Source organism: Phenylobacterium aquaticum (assembly GCF_022695515.1).
Classification (GTDB): domain Bacteria; phylum Pseudomonadota; class Alphaproteobacteria; order Caulobacterales; family Caulobacteraceae; genus Phenylobacterium; species Phenylobacterium aquaticum.
This window is the reverse complement of the sequence record NZ_JALDPT010000065.1, coordinates 1-14,453: the sequence shown is the minus strand read 5'-3', so window position 1 is coordinate 14,453 and position 14,453 is coordinate 1. Positions and strand designations below refer to the sequence as shown.

Here is a 14,453-nt window from a genome sequence, read left to right as displayed (position 1 = left end):
TTGACGGTCAGCTTGGAGGTGCCGTCCGCGTCGGCCAGGGCGGCGATGGTGGTGCCGCCGGACTTGATCATGTTCACGCCGTTGAAGGTGGCGTTGGTCACGGCCTTGCCGACCTGATCGCGCAGGGCCTTGAAGTCTTCGTTCAGCGCGGTGCGCGACGAGGCGTCCAGGCTGGAGTCGGAGGCGGCCAGGGCCTTTTCCTTCATCTGCAGGAGCAGATCCGACACGGCTTCACCGCCGGCGATGGCGACATCGACCGTCGATTGACTGCGCTGGACGGAGTCCTTCACGGCGTTCAGCGAGCCGGACGTCGAACGCTGGTTCTGGGCGATGGCCCAGATGGCGCCGTTATCCTTAGCGGAAGCCACTTTCTTGCCGGTGTTGATGCGGTTCTGGACCTGCATCAGATCGGCTTGAGTAGAGTTGAGGTTTTGCAGGGCGACCATGGCCCCGACGTTGGTGTTGACGCTATTCGGCATCAGCTTGACCTTGTTCTGAGTTTTGAACACTCATTTTGAGTGCTCATCGGCGTTTTGCCTGTCAGAATTAATAGGTAAGATTCACTGCCAACCGATTACTGGCGGCGAAATGAGTCAAATTACTCGAAAATACATGTGACAATTTGGCGCGAAATTTCCGCCTCGGCGCGCGCAATTTGAGCCCTGGCAAGGAATTTTGATCGAGATCGACAGGGGGCGGACGGTTCGCCGCAGGCGGCGCCTCAGCCCTCGGCGGCCGCCTTCATGCGCTGATAGGCGTCGAGCGCCCGCTTGCGGGCCCCGTCATGGTCAACAATCGGGTGGGGATAGGTTAATCCCAGGGTGACCCCGCAGGCCGACAGTATGGCGCGGTCGGCGGTCCAGGGGGCGTGGATGACCTTGGCCGGCAGGCGCGCGAGTTCAGGGACCCAGCGGCGGACATAGGCGCCGTCCGGATCGAACTTCTCCCCCTGGGCCATGGGGTTGAAGATGCGGAAATAGGGCGAGGCGTCCGCGCCCGAGCCGGCCGTCCATTGCCAGTTGCCGGCGTTGGAGGCGTGATCGGCGTCGACCAGGGTGTCCCAGAACCAGGCCTCGCCCTCGCGCCAGTCGATCAGCAGATGCTTGGTCAGGAATGAGGCTACGACCATGCGGACGCGATTGTGCATCCAGCCGGTGGTCCAGAGCTGGCGCAGACCGGCGTCCACCATGGGGTAGCCCGTGCGCCCCCGCCGCCAGGCCTCGAGATCCTCGGGCGCATGGCGCCAGGGGAAGGCGTCGAACTTCACGTCGAAGTTCTCGCGGGCCAGGTCGCGGCCGCGTCCGGCGATCGCGCTGTTGAATTCGCGCCAGCCCAGCTCGGCCAGGAACTTCTCGGCCTGGCTCTCGGGGGCCGCGCCGCGGACGACGGCGGCCTGGGCGGCGCGCCAGCAGGCCTTGGGGCTGATCTCGCCAAAGTGCAGGTGCGGGGAGAGGCGCGACACCCCCTCGCGGTCGGGGCGGTCCCGGTCGGTGGAATAGGTCGCGAGCGGGCCGTCGACGAAGCTGTCCAGCCGTGCGCGCGCGCCGGCCTCGCCCGGCGTCCAGTCGGAGAAGCCGCTCGACCAGTCCGGCGCGGTCGGATGCAGGCCCCAGTCGGCCAGGCGATCAGACGCCGGCCAAGCGGCGGGGGCGGGCAGGGCGTCCGGCGCCGGCTGGGCAGCGCCCGGGACCACCAGCTGCCGCGCGGTGCGCCAGAAGGGCGTGAACACCGAGAAGGCGCCCCCGGTCTTGGTGCGCACGGCGTCCGGCTGGATCAGATGGGCGCCGTTGAAGCGGCGGGCCTCCGCCCCCTGGGCGTTGAGGGCGTCGGCCAGGCGGGCGTCGCGCTCGGCCAGGCCCGGATCGAACAGCCCGTTCCACAGCACGCTGGAGGCGCCGAGCTCCGCGGCCAGGGCCGGCAGGATACGGGCTGCGTCACCTCGTCGCAGGACGAGCCGGGATCCGCGCGCCGCCAGGGCGGCCCCAAGGGCCGCGAGGGACTTGTCCAACCACCAGAGCGACGCGCCGCCCAGGGGACGGACCTCGGCGGATTCCTCCAATACAAAGAGGGGGATAATCGGCGCGTCGAGCTTCAGCGCCGCTTGCAGGGCCGGATTGTCGGCGAGCCGAAGGTCGCGGCGGAACCAGAGGATCACGGGGGCGGGCATTGGCCCTGTGTGCCGCCAGGGCGTGCCAATAGCAACGGCCGGCCGACGGCGGCCCCGATATGGGCCAGTCCGATTGGGACGAATGCGCGTGGGGCGCTAGTAGCGCTGAACCTAACCGGAGGTTGGCGCATGGAATCAGGGGCTCGTCGCAGGGCGGTCGAGGCGTCCGGCCTGGGCGACTGGACACGGATCATCGAGGCCCGCCGGCAGGATCGGCGCAGCATCCTGCCGATGAGCCTGGTGGCGGCGGCCGGCGCCTGGGTGTGGCTGGGGGCGACCTTCGCCCTGGCCTGGCTGGGCGGAGTCGTCGTCGCGGTCAGCCTGAGCTTCCTCCTGTTCCGAAACATCGAGGCCCGGGCCGCAAGAGGGCGGGGATGGGAGATCGCCTTGGCGGCGGCCTCGATGTTCAACACCAGTCTCTATTGCGTCCTGCCGGTCGCCCTGATGCTGCACGGCCGCCCGGACTCCCAGACGGCGGGCCTGGTGATGGTGGGCGCCATGGCGCTCAGCGCCGGCGACGAGATGGTGCTGTCTCGGCCGATCGGGCTCTCCTCGCTGCTGCTGATCCTGGCCGCGGCCATGGGGGCGGTGATCTGGCGCTCAGAGCCCGGCCAATGGCTCCAGACCCTGCTCGCCCTGTCCTCGATGCTGGGCTTCTTCCTTTATGTGTTGCAGGCCTCGCGCCGGCGCCGCGAGCTGGAGACCCGCATGGCCGCGGCCCTGGGCGCCGCCATGGAGAAGGAGCGGGAGGCGGCGATCGCCAATGCGGCCAAGTCCACCTTCCTGGCCACGATCAGCCACGAGATCCGCACCCCGATGAACGGGGTTCTAGGCATGGCCCAGGCCATGGCCAATGATGAGCTCTCGTCCGCCCAGCGCGAGCGGCTTCAGGTCATCCAGCGATCCGGCGAGGCCCTGACCGAGATCCTCAATGACGTGCTGGACCTGTCCAAGATCGAGGCGGGCCAGCTGGACATCGAGACCGTGCCCTTCGACCTGGAGGAGGTGCTGCAGGCCGGCGTCGCCGCCTTCGCCCCGCGGGCGGCGGAGAAGGGGCTCAGCCTCTCGCTGGATCTGACCGACGGGGTGGCGGGGCGCTATCTGGGCGATCCGAACCGCCTGCGTCAGGTGGTCTATAATCTTGTCTCCAACGCCTTGAAGTTCACGGCTGTCGGCGGCGTGACGGTGACCGCCCGGACCGCCGGGGCCGGGGTCCTGATCGCGGTCGAGGACACCGGGCCGGGGATCTCCGAGCAGGATCGCGCGCGGCTGTTCCGCAAGTTCGAGCAGCTGGATGCGTCCACCACCCGCCGGCACGGGGGCACCGGCCTGGGGCTCGCCATCTGCCGTGAGCTTTGTGAGCTGATGGGCGGCGAGATCGAGGTGCGCAGCACCCTGGGGCAGGGCTCGTCCTTCGTGGTCCGCCTGCCGCTGGCGCCGCTGGCGGGCGGAGAGGCGGCGATCGACGCCGCCGTCGCGGCTGGCCAGGGCGCGGGTCGGATCGCGGGCCTGCGGGTCCTGGCCGCAGAGGATAATGCGGTGAACCGCCTGGTGCTCGCCACCCTGCTGAACCAGGTGGGCATCGAGCCGACCCTGGTCGAGGACGGCGCCCAGGCCGTCGCCGCCTGGGAGGCGGGCGACTGGGACATCGTGCTGATGGACGTCCACATGCCGGTGATGGATGGAACCGAGGCCGTGCGCCAGATCCGCCTGCGCGAGGCGGCGGCGGGACGGGCGCGCACCCCCGTGGTGGCCCTGACCGCCAACGCCATGACCCATCAGGTCGAGGCGCTGACCGAGGCCGGGATGGACGGTCACGTCAGCAAGCCGATCGACGTGGCCCGGCTGTTCGACGTGATGGACCTGGCGCTCTCCGGCGGCCCGAGCGCCTGAGGCGCCCGGGCGCGGGGCTCAGGGCTTGATCTTGGAGATTTTCGCGCCCTCGAGGCTGACGCCGGCCATGAGCCCCGCCTGGTCGAAGATGAAGGCGTAGGCGTCGTCCTTGAGGGTCGAGGTGGTCAGGCTGCGGGCCACGCCCTCCTTGACCACGACCACGGTCGGACCCGTGCCGATCTCCCAGCCCTTGGACTCGTGCAGATAATCGATCGCCTTCTGGTTCATCAGGAACAGGGCGTAGCCATAGGACTGGGCCCCGGCCTGCAGGCCCCAGGAGGCGGTGACCGAGCTGTAATAGCCCGCGACCTTGCCGCCCTCCTTCAGTTCCCCCTCGCCATAGGCGCCGCCGATCACCAGGCCCGCCTTGACGATCCTGGGGAAGATCAGGATGGCCTTGGCGTGCCGGCCGAGCAGCTTGGCCGAGGGGTTCTTGGCGTAGAGCTGGGCCAGGGCGGCGTCGGAATCGCTGCGGATCTTGGCCGCCGAGGCCGCGTTGGCGAGGGTGGGCGCGGTCAGGGCGGGGACGCTGGCGGCAAGCGCGGCCGCGAGGATCAGGGGACGAAACTTGGACATGCGGATCTTCCTTATGTCTGAGCGGGCGAGGTCCGGAGGGGGGCGGGTGCGCCGGCGACCCTGGGTGGTGGCGCTCAATCCTCATCCCGGACCTTGATCCTGGTCAATCGCCCGCGCCTAGAGGAGGCCCAGGCTCTTGAAGCTGGCGATCCCGTCACGGCCGACCACCAGGTGGTCGTGGACCAGGATCCGCAAGGACCGGCCGGCCTCGATGATCTCGCGGGTCATGGCGACGTCGGCGCCTGAGGGCGAGGGATCGCCGGACGGGTGGTTGTGGATCAGGATGATGGCGCTGGACGACAGCTCCAAGGCCCGGCGCATGACCTCGCGCGGATAGACCGGGGCATGGTCGACCGTACCGCGGTTCAGCACCTCGTCGGCGATCAGCTGGTTCTTCTTGTCGAGGAACAGCACCCGGAACTGCTCCCGCGGCTCGTGGGCCAAGGCAGCCTTCACATAGGTCTGGAGCTGGGACGAGGAGGTGATGACTGGGCGGCGCGCCACCTGTTCGCGGCCGACCCTGAGCGTGGCTTCCTGCAGGAGCTTGAGGTCCAGGGCCACGGCCTCGCCGACACCCGAGACGGTCTTCAGCTCGTCGATCGACGCGCCCAGCACCCCGCCGACCGAGCCGAACCGGGCGAGCAGGGCCTTGGCCAGCGGCTTGACGTCGCCGCGCGGGATGGTGCGGAAGAGATAGAGCTCGATCAGCTCATAGTCGGGCAGGGCGGCGAGGCCGCCGCCCACGGCGCGTTCACGCAGCCGGTCCCGATGGCCGTGAAAGTGCGGCCTGGCCGACTTGGCCGGCTTGGCCGCCGGGCTCGGCGAGGGCGGGGCGGCCCCCCAGAGCGCCGAAAGATCCGAAACTTCGCCGTTCGTCACGCCGTGCCTCGCGCGCTGTCCGGCGCAGAGTGTTCCGTATTTGTTCGGTCATTGCAAGTCTGGGGTTTGGCGGGCTCAGCTCAGGCCGAGCTTGGGCCGCTGGGCCAGCAGCAGCCGCGCGGCGCCTTCGCGCATGCGGCCGTTGCCGATCATCAGGGGGGCGGAATGCAGGTCGCGGACGTGGCGCGAGACGCTGAACTCGCCGTCGCGGGCGTAGCCGGCGAAGCCGCAGATGGCCAGCGCGGTCTGGGCGGCGCTGAGGCAGGCCTCCGACACGCTGGTCTTCAGGCCGTTATTGGCGGCGGACTCGGCGAATCCGGCTGGGCCAGGGCGGTCCCAGTCCAGGTCCTCAATGGCGGTGCGCACCCGGGCCTCGGCCAGTTGCAGGGTCTCGACCGCCTCGACCAGGCGAAGCGCCCCGGTGGGCAGGTCGGTCACGCCGGGCTTGGTGCGGCCGCGCAGGGCGCGCCGGGCGCGCAGCACCGCGTCGGTGGCGATGCCGGTCCAGACCGCGCCCCACAGGCTGTGGGAGATGGGGGCCATGGAGCTGGCGGCGATCTCGGCGAAGGGGGTCTCGAAGATCTGGGCCACATCGCCCGAGCCCTTGATCAGGAAGGCGCCGCTGCCGGTGCCGCGCATGCCCATGGCGTCCCAGCTCTCGCGCGGCTCCATGGAGAGGCCCGCGCCTTCCAGAATGACCAGGGCCTGGTCGCCGGTGACGGCGTCGGGGTTGGCCCGGGCGGTCAGGAACAGGGCGTCGGCGTCCAGCGCATAGGAGATGGCGCTGGCCTTCTTCTCGACCGTGAAGGTCCCGCCCTCGGCGACGATGGCGCAGATGCTGGTGCGGATGGAGCCGCCGATATCGACCTCGGAGGTGGCCGAGGCCAGCAGCAGCTGGTCCTTGCACAGGCGGCGCGCGAACTCGGCGTGCCAGGGCTGGTGCAGGGCGTGGCGCACGAGGCTGGCGACCTGGATGTGGTGCATGGCCAGGATCATGCCGGCGCTGCCGCAGGCGCCGGCCAGCGCCTGGCACTGGGCCGCGGTCTCAGCGAGCGTCAGGCCCAGGCCGCCGAAGGCCGTGGGGACCAGGGCGCCGAGCAGGCCGTGTCGGCGGATTTCCGCGAAGGCCTCGGCCGGGAAGCGCGCCTCGTGATCCACCGCGCCAGCGGCGGCGCGCGCCGCTTCGAGGACGGCGGTCGGCAGAGGGGACTTCGATGTGGCCAGGAGGGGCGAACCCATGGTCGCGTGCCTTTTGTTGTCTCGTCGCCGCCGCTTATGGCGCAGGCCGGGTTTTTTTAACCTGAACGTGCGCAAAAGAGACCGATGCGGTCGGGAAATTGCAAAGCCCGTGCCGGGAAGGGGCGTGCCGGGGTGGGACGTTCGGAATTGGGTCAACAGGACCCGCGACCCGTCGGAAGGCCTTGCGGCCCAAGGCGGCAACGCGGTCCGGACGGTGGGATGAGGTGTCTATGATCGAACGCATTCGAAAGCTCGTGGCCGAGTTCGCGGGAACCAACGTCGATGTCGGCAAGCTGGGCGACGACGGCGATCTCTATCGCGCCGGCATGACCTCGCACGCCTCGGTCCAGCTGATGCTGGGCCTGGAGGAAGCCTTCGACATCGAATTCCCCGAGGACCTCCTGACCCCCGACACCTTCTCCAGCATCTCGGCGATCGCCAAGGCGTTGGACGGCCTGGGCGTCGGGGTGGCTTCGTGAGCGAGACCCCCAGTCTGCTGCGCCGGCTGATCGACGCCGGCCTGTTCATCGACACCGGGGCGCCGGGGCTCTACGGCCGCAGCGGCGCCTTCGAGGACGTGATCGACCGGATCGACGCCGCCTTCGTGCGCGCGGCCGGCGACGACGTGACCGAGGTTGTGCGCTTTCCGCCCGGCATGAACCGCGGCGTGTTCGAGAAGAGCGGCTATCTGAAGAGCTTCCCCCAACTGGCCGGCACGGTGCACGCCTTCTGCGGCGCCCATGGCGACCACATGGAGCTGCTGGAGCATCTGGCCGCCGGCGAGGACTGGATGGCCAAGCAGCAGCCGACCGAGGTCGTTCTGACGCCCGCCGCCTGTTACCCGCTCTATCCGGTGGTGGCCGCACGCGGGCCTCTGGCGCCTGAGGGCGGCCTGTTCGACCTGCAATCCTACTGCTTCCGTCACGAGCCGTCGGAAGACCCGGCGCGGATGCAGATGTTTCGCATGCACGAGATGGTGCGGCTGGGCGATCCGGATCAGGTGCTGGCCTTTCGCGCCCAGTGGCTCGAGCGGGGCCAGGCCCTGGTCGCGAGCCTGGAGCTGCCCTTCAGCCTGGACCTCGCCAATGACCCGTTCTTCGGCCGCGGCGGCAAGCTGATGGCCGCGGGCCAGCGCGCCCAGCAGCTGAAGTTCGAGCTCTTGGTGCCGATCCACAGCGAAGAGCACCCGACGGCCTGCTTCAGCTTCAACTATCATCAGGACCATTTCGGCCTGACCTGGGACCTCAAGACCGCGGCGGGCGAGGTGGCCCATACGGCCTGCGTCGGCATCGGCCTGGAGCGGGTGGCGATCGCGCTGTTCAACCAGCATGGCCTGAACGCCGCCGACTGGCCGGCCGGCGTGCGCAAGGCGCTCTGGGGCTAGGCATGCAGCGGGCGATCGCGGCGTCGGACCCCAAGGACTATGTCGCGCACCGCCTGCACGACGGCGCCCGGTCCTGGCCGCTGAGCAACTGCTATATCGACCTGTGGATCGAGCTCCTGGCCACGGCGGGCCGGACGCCCGAGGCGATGCTGAGCTTCGCCGTCGGCCTGGATTTCGAGGGCGACCAGTTCACCTTCGCCAAGCCCGGCCTGGACGATCTGCGCCGGCTCTATGGCGTCACCGTGCAGGAGCTGGCGGTCTATGACCGCATCGAAGCCCATCTGGAGGTCCAGATCGCCGCGGCGGCCCCTGCCTGGTCGAGGTCGACAGCTATTTCCTGCCCGACACCCAGGGGCTCAGCTATCGGCTGGAGCACGGCAAGACCACGGTGGCGGTGAACGCCCTGTCGGCGGCCGAGCGGCGGATGGAGTACTTCCACAACGGCGGCTATTACGCGCTCGACGGCGAGGACTATGACGGCCTAATGGCCGGCTACGCCCATGGCGACACGCCGTTCCTGCCCTATGCGGAGTTCGTGAAGCTGGACGCCGCGCCCCTGGCCGAGGCCGAGCTGCGGGCGCAGGCCTGGGCCCTGCTGGCCGAGCGTCTGGCGGATCGGCCCAAGGCCTGCCCGATCTCGGCGTTCCAGGCGCAGCTGCCGGCCGCCGCCGAGCGGGTGGCGGGACGCGAGCCGGCCTTCTTCCACCTCTACGCCTTCAACAGCCTGCGCCAGCTGGGCGCGGACTTCGAGCTGCTGGCCGATCATCTGGTCTGGCTCGATCCTGGGATGGACGACCTCGCCGGCCACGCCCGCGCCATCGCCCAGAGCGCCAAGGCGGCCCAATTCAAGCTGGCGCGGGCCTGCGCGAAAAAGAAGTTCGAGGGACTGGAGACCAGCCTCGACACCGCCGTCGCCGCCTATGACGCGCTCATGGCCGGGCTGCAGGCGCAGGCCTGACGATGCGCAGGCCAGGCGACCGCGATCAGCTTGAGGCCTTAAGCGACGGCTGGACCCTCGCGCTGTCGGCGCCGGACGCCTGCGCCACGCACGTCGAGGCGGCGAAGCTGGGCGACTGGATCGACGCCCAGGTTCCCGGAACGGCCGCGGGCGCCCTGGAGCGGGCGGGCCGCGACGCTGCGGGCCTGCACGGATTTGACGTCTGGTGGCGTACGCCCCTCAGCGGGACGGGGCGCAGGATCCTGCGCTTCGGCGGACTGGCGACCGAGGTCGAGGTCTGGCTGGACGATGAGAGGATCGCCGCGACCTCGTCGATGTATGCGGCCCTGGAGGTCGAGGTCGACCTGACCGGCGATCATGTGCTGTCGCTGGCCTGCCGGGCGCTGGCCCCGATCCTGGCCCGCAAGGCGCCTCGCGCCCGTTGGCGGCCCAAGATGATCCCGAACCAGGGGCTCAGGACCGTGCGCACCACCCTGCTGGGCCAGACGCCCGGCTGGACGCCGCCCTACGACGCCGTCGGCCCCTATCGTGACATCAGCTGCCTGACGCCGGTTGATCCCGCGCTGGAGGTTCTCGACCTGCGCGCCAGCCTCGAGGGCGAGGCCGGGGTGGTCGAGATCGCCGTGCGGCTCGATCCGACCCCGGCGACCCCGCCGGTGCTGATCTGCGACGGGCGGCGGGTGCGCCTGGACGCCCGGGGAGACGGCGCCTATTCGGGCGCGATCCGCCTGCCGGGCGTCGAGCCCTGGTGGCCGCACACCCATGGCACGCCCCGGCTCTATGAGCTCAGGCTGGAAACCAAGACCGCCGGCTATGATCTTGGCCGCACAGGCTTTCGTCGGATCGCGCTGGACCGCGGCGCCGATGGCAAGGGCTTCGGCCTGAGGGTCAATGACACGCCGGTCTTCTGCCGCGGCGCGGTCTGGACCAGCGCTGGCGTGCGCGACCTGCCGGGCGACGCGGCGGCCTATCGCCCCTGGCTGGAGCGGGCCCGCGACGCCGGCATGAACATGATCCGGATGAGCGGGACGGGAGCCTACGAGACCGCCGCCTTCCACGATCTGTGCGACGAGATGGGCATCCTGGTCTGGCAGGACCTGATGCTGGCCAATTTCGACTATCCGGTCGGCGACGAGGGGTTCCGGGCGACCCTGGTCGGCGAGGCGCGGTCGGTGCTGCGCGCCCACCAGGCCTCGCCCTCGCTGGTGGTGCTGAGCGGCGGCAGCGAGATCCATCAGCAGGCCGCCATGCTGGGGCTGAAGCCCCAGGCCCTGGCCAATCCGGTGCTGAACGAGGATGTCCCCGCCCTGGTCGCGGAGTTGCGGCCGGACCTGATCTACACCCCCAATTCTCCCTTCGGCGGCCCCCAGCCCTTCGGGGTCGATGAAGGGGTCAGCCATTATTACGGGGTCGGCGCCTATGGCCGGGGGCTGGACGATCTGCGCCGGGCCAATGTGCGGTTCGCGGCCGAGTGCCTGGCCTTCGCCAATGTGCCGCAAGCGCGTTCGCTCAAGGGGGTGATCGACGGGCCGGCCGTGCATGACCCGGCCTGGAAGGCCGGCGTGCCGCGCGATCTCGGGGCCTCCTGGGACTTCGAGGACGTCCGCGATGTCTATCTGCAGATGCTCTATGGCCACGATCCGGCCCGGCTGCGCCGCGAGAACCCGACGCTCTATCTGGACCTGTCGCGGATGGTCGGCGCCGAGCTGATGGGCGAGGCCCTGGGCGAATGGCGGCGCGCGGCGTCGTCCTGCCGCGGCGCCCTGGTCTGGACGCTGCAGGACGTGCGGCCTGGCGCCGGCTGGGGCCTGCTGGACGTGGGCGCCGAGCCCAAGCCCGCCTGGTACGGCTTCCGCCGCGCGGCCCAGCCCCTGCAGGTGGCGCTCACCGACGAAGGTCTGAACGGCCTCGCCGTGCATCTGCACAACGAGGCCGCCGCCGACCGGCCCGTCTGGCTGGAGGTCTCCCTGTGGCGGGGCGGCCGCACCCGGATCGCCATGGCCGAGCGCGAGCTGGTGCTCTCCGGACGGTCTAGCCAGGCGCTGTCGCTGTTCGAGATGCTGGGGTCATTCCTCGACGTGACCTATGCCTACCGGTTCGGGCCGGCGAGCCATGACCTCACGGTCGCGACCCTGATCGACGTGACCACAGGCGCGGTGCTGTCGGAGGCCTTCCACTATCCGCTCGGCCGCTCCGCGGTCCCCCAGGGCGATGCAGTCGAGGTCGCGCTGGTGCCGGACGTTGGCGGCTGGCGGATCGCCCTGACGTCCGAGGCCTTCGTCGCCGGGGTGCATCTGGAGATCGACGGCTTCGCGCCCGACGACGACTGGTTCCACCTGACGCCCGGGCGGGCGAAGGTGCTGCGTCTGCGCCCGCGTGCGGGAACCGCGGCGGACGCGCGGCCGCAGGGCCTGATCCTGGCCCCTGGCGGCGCGAGGCTGGCCCGGCTCTAGGCGCAGGGCCCGGCTTGCGCCGTCTGGTTCCGCAGGCTAATTGTTCCTGAATTGTTCCAAGATCGGAGGTCGAGGATGGCTCCCCGCATCGCCCTGTTCCGCGCCGTGAATGTCAGCGGGGCCAACAAGGTCGCCATGACCGATCTGAAGGCCATGTTCGAGGACCTGGGCCTGGGTCCGGCGCGCACGCTTCAGGCGGCGGGCAGCGTGGTGTTCCATGGGCCGGGGTCGGATACGACGCTGGAAGTGTTGCTGGAAACCGAGGCCGCCAACCGGTTCGGCCTGAAGAGCCCGGTCTTCGTGCGCGACGCAGCCGAATGGGACGTGATCATCGCCCATAATCCCTTCCCCGACGCCGCCCGCGACGAACCCAACCGCCTGTTGGTCATGCCGCTCAAGGGCCGGCCCGCGCCGGAGGGCGTCGCCGCGCTTCAGGCCGCCGCCCAGCATGGGGAACGGGTCGCCGCCGGGGAGGCTTGCGCCTATTTCCACTATGCCGGCGGGGTGGGGGAATCGAAGCTGACGCCCAAGCTGATCGAACGCTGCCTGGGCTTCGCGGGCACCGGGCGGAACTGGAACACGGCGCTCAAGCTCGCCGCGATGATGGCGGAGGGGTAGGGGCCCTCAGCCAAAGCCCTGATCGGCCAGCCAGTCGCCGAACAGGTCGATCCAGCGATCCACCGGCAGGCCCTGGCGGACCATGCCGAAGCCGTGCGCGCCGCGGGCGAAGACGTGCAGCTCGGCTGGCCGGTCGGCGTTGGTCCAGTCGGCGTAGAGCCCCTCCACCACCTTGAACAGCAGGCGATCGTCCTGGGCGACGACGGTGAACAGGGGCGGGGCGTCGGGCGGCACGGGCGCGGCGGAGGTGTCGCCGCCATAGATCGGAGCCACGAAGTCCAGCGGCGGGCCTTTGGGATCGGTGGCGACATCGGCGGCCAGGAAGGCGCCGGCCGAGAAGCCGATCATGCCAAGCGTCTTCACGCCCCAGTCGGCGGCGCGCTCGCGGACGATCTGGGCTGCGCGGCGGCCGTCATCGGCGGCGATCTGGCGGGCGTACTCCGTCGCAGCGTCCTCGCGGATCAGGGCGGCCAGGGTGCGCGGGACCTTCGCGGCGGGCAGGGGGGCGGCGAGGCGTCCGTCGATGGCGGCCATCTCGGTCGCGAAGGCGTCCGGGGCCGGCGGCGTGCCCTTGACCCGGTACTTCAGCAGGAAGGCGGTGTAGCCGCGGTCCGCCAGCCAGCGGGCGAGGTCGAGACCCTCGTGGGTCCAGGCGAGGATCCGCCACCCGCCGCCGGGGCAAATGATCATGCCCACGCCATTGGCCTTGGCCGGATCCGGGCGGAACACGGTGAGCGTCGGGTCGGTGACATTGCGCAGCATGGCCGTGCCGACCGCCAGGCCGCGGGCGGTCAGATAGGAGGCCTCCGGGCCGACATCGGGAATGGCGCGGGGCGGTCCCTCCGGCCACAGGCGGATCACCTCCTGGGCGGCGTCGATCCCCGGCGGGTTGCGGGACTCAGATCATCGGCCATGCGCGCGTGCTCCCTGGAGGTTTGTCTTTGACGCCAGCCTGCGCCCGATCGGGGCGGAGGTTAAGTGCCGACTTCCCAAGTTGCGGGGCGCACGCCAAGGTGGCGCTTCGCCCAGCCCAGGAGACGACCATGACCCGCGTGCTGCTGATCGGACAGGTTCCGGAGACGGTGGACTTCACGAACCCGGCCCTCCCGCCGGGGATGAGCGCCGAGAAGATCCACGCCGGCGTGGTCCAGACCCTGGCGGATATGCGCAGCCGTGGCTGGGAGGCCGAGAACTGCTTCATTCACCCCGACGCCACCGCCGGCCCGACCGTGACCCAGGCGCTGTCGGCGGCGACCTATGACTGCGTGGTGATCGGCGCCGGCGTGCGCCTGCCGCCGCCGAGCCTTCATCTGTTCGAGACGGTGCTGAACGCCGTGCACAAGGCCGCGCCCAGGGCGAGCATCGCCTTCAATACGAGGCCCGAAGACAGCGCCGATGCGGCGGCGCGGTGGGTGGGGTAGGGGTAGGGGCGGCGCGCGGCCAGAAGGACGATACCCTACGTGTTCCGTTAGCCTGGGAGTCAAACGTGGACTGGGCGGAAGCAACGTTTTTTGATCGGGTCATCTACGATCTTTGGCTGGACCCAAAGGACGTGCGCGCCAGGTTTGATCTGGCGGCAATCGCCAGCCTTCATCGTCCTCTAAACGAAGCCCTCGCCAGAGATTGGCGAGATATCGCGCCGGGCGCTGATGCTGCGGTCGTCGAGTTCGAATTTCGCGCCACGGGGAACGCCAAACGAAAGATGTTGCGCCGACTGGATGGCCACGTCTTGAAACACTCAGGAGGGCTGAGGTTGCGGTCCTCGATGTCGCTCGAATGGCTCGACGACTACGTGCTGGCGTACGAAATCGTTGCGCGGGAGTGCGGCGGCAAGCTTGTTGGCTGGCGATATGTAAAGTCCCCACTCCCGGATTGATCGGGGCCTCAGCGAGGCGCTTGCCGAGTTTGCACCGAAGCCGAAAGCAGATGTCGCTCGGCCTGCGAGTCCGCCCCTAAGCCAACGCCCGCAGCAGCTCCGCGCTGAGTTCCTTCCGGCAGACCAGCAGGTCCGGCAAATAGGGGTCGGCGCAGTTGTAGATGAGCGGGGAGCCGTCGATGCGGGAGACGTGCAGGCCGGCGGCGGCGGCGACGGCGACGGGCGCGCAAGAGTCCCACTCGTACTGCCCGCCGGCATGGACATAGGCGTGGGCCTCGCCGCGGACGACGGCCATCGTCTTGGCGCCAGCGGAGCCCATGCCGATGAGCTCGGCGCCCAGGGCTAACGCGGCGCGTTCGGCCTGTTCCGGCGGGCGGGTTCGGCTGACCAGGATCTTCAGCGCGCCGGGG

At 69.9% G+C, this 14,453-nt stretch carries 14 protein-coding genes and 1 pseudogene; 8 read left to right on the top strand and 7 right to left on the bottom strand.

Annotation, left to right across the window (positions count from 1 at the left end; genetic code table 11):
• Together MQH10_RS25410 and MQH10_RS25405 are read right to left on the bottom strand one after the other, a co-directional pair.
• Positions 1-479: flagellin (locus MQH10_RS25410; protein WP_242566761.1), on the bottom strand; the 479-nt coding region annotated here is incomplete at its 3' end.
• 242 nt (positions 480-721) lie between these two features.
• The gene (locus MQH10_RS25405) at positions 722-2,167 is read right to left on the bottom strand and encodes a cryptochrome/photolyase family protein (protein WP_242566759.1); all 1,446 of its coding nucleotides are present in this window, start codon (positions 2,165-2,167) and stop codon (positions 722-724) included.
• A 129-nt stretch (positions 2,168-2,296) separates the two neighbouring features.
• Between MQH10_RS25405 and MQH10_RS25400 the strand changes: the two genes are divergently transcribed.
• Complete coding sequence (locus tag MQH10_RS25400) at positions 2,297-4,060, top strand: ATP-binding protein (RefSeq protein WP_242566758.1); 1,764 nt, start codon at positions 2,297-2,299, stop codon at positions 4,058-4,060.
• An 18-nt stretch (positions 4,061-4,078) separates the two neighbouring features.
• Here the strand turns inward: MQH10_RS25400 and MQH10_RS25395 are convergent, their stop codons facing one another.
• From MQH10_RS25395 to MQH10_RS25385, 3 genes are all read right to left on the bottom strand, one after another.
• Positions 4,079-4,636 (bottom strand): lipid-binding SYLF domain-containing protein, encoded by a 558-nt coding sequence (locus MQH10_RS25395; protein ID WP_242566757.1) that lies wholly within the window; start codon positions 4,634-4,636, stop codon positions 4,079-4,081.
• Between the two features lie 117 nt (positions 4,637-4,753).
• On the bottom strand, positions 4,754-5,515 hold the full coding sequence (gene radC, locus MQH10_RS25390; RefSeq protein WP_242566756.1) for a RadC family protein: 762 nt from the start codon (positions 5,513-5,515) through the stop codon (positions 4,754-4,756).
• 75 nt (positions 5,516-5,590) lie between these two features.
• Entirely contained in the window at positions 5,591-6,754 is a 1,164-nt protein-coding gene (locus MQH10_RS25385; protein WP_242566755.1) for an acyl-CoA dehydrogenase family protein, read from the bottom strand.
• Between the two features lie 230 nt (positions 6,755-6,984).
• Here MQH10_RS25385 and MQH10_RS25380 point away from each other — a divergent pair, with 230 nt between their 5' ends.
• The 5 genes and pseudogenes from MQH10_RS25380 (at position 6,985) to MQH10_RS25355 (ending at position 12,167) form a co-directional block, all read left to right on the top strand.
• On the top strand, positions 6,985-7,233 hold the full coding sequence (locus MQH10_RS25380) for an acyl carrier protein (RefSeq protein ID WP_242566754.1): 249 nt from the start codon (positions 6,985-6,987) through the stop codon (positions 7,231-7,233).
• Positions 7,230-8,138 carry an amino acid--[acyl-carrier-protein] ligase gene (locus tag MQH10_RS25375; RefSeq protein WP_242566753.1) on the top strand — a complete coding sequence of 303 codons (909 nt, stop codon included), beginning with the start codon at positions 7,230-7,232 and terminating at the stop codon, positions 8,136-8,138. Before MQH10_RS25380 ends, MQH10_RS25375 begins: the two co-directional genes overlap by 4 nt.
• A gap of 2 nt (positions 8,139-8,140) precedes the next feature.
• A pseudogene (locus tag MQH10_RS25365) lies at positions 8,141-9,096 on the top strand (DUF1839 family protein).
• 2 nt (positions 9,097-9,098) lie between these two features.
• Positions 9,099-11,549: a glycoside hydrolase family 2 protein gene (locus tag MQH10_RS25360; RefSeq protein WP_242566751.1), complete on the top strand. Its 2,451-nt coding sequence runs from the start codon at positions 9,099-9,101 to the stop codon at positions 11,547-11,549.
• A gap of 75 nt (positions 11,550-11,624) precedes the next feature.
• Positions 11,625-12,167 carry a DUF1697 domain-containing protein gene (locus MQH10_RS25355; RefSeq protein WP_242566750.1) on the top strand — a complete coding sequence of 181 codons (543 nt, stop codon included), beginning with the start codon at positions 11,625-11,627 and terminating at the stop codon, positions 12,165-12,167.
• 6 nt (positions 12,168-12,173) lie between these two features.
• Here the strand turns inward: MQH10_RS25355 and MQH10_RS25350 are convergent, their stop codons facing one another.
• Positions 12,174-13,028, bottom strand: a complete 855-nt coding sequence (locus MQH10_RS25350; RefSeq protein WP_242566749.1) for an alpha/beta hydrolase — start codon at positions 13,026-13,028, stop codon at positions 12,174-12,176.
• A gap of 182 nt (positions 13,029-13,210) precedes the next feature.
• Here MQH10_RS25350 and MQH10_RS25345 point away from each other — a divergent pair, with 182 nt between their 5' ends.
• Together MQH10_RS25345 and MQH10_RS25340 are read left to right on the top strand one after the other, a co-directional pair.
• Complete coding sequence (locus MQH10_RS25345) at positions 13,211-13,588, top strand: hypothetical protein (RefSeq protein ID WP_242566748.1); 378 nt, start codon at positions 13,211-13,213, stop codon at positions 13,586-13,588.
• 65 nt (positions 13,589-13,653) lie between these two features.
• Positions 13,654-14,043: a hypothetical protein gene (locus MQH10_RS25340; RefSeq protein ID WP_242566747.1), complete on the top strand. Its 390-nt coding sequence runs from the start codon at positions 13,654-13,656 to the stop codon at positions 14,041-14,043.
• Between the two features lie 76 nt (positions 14,044-14,119).
• Here MQH10_RS25340 and MQH10_RS25335 read toward each other — a convergent pair.
• On the bottom strand, positions 14,120-14,453 hold a 334-nt coding region (locus MQH10_RS25335; protein WP_336605234.1), incomplete at its 5' end, for an inositol monophosphatase family protein.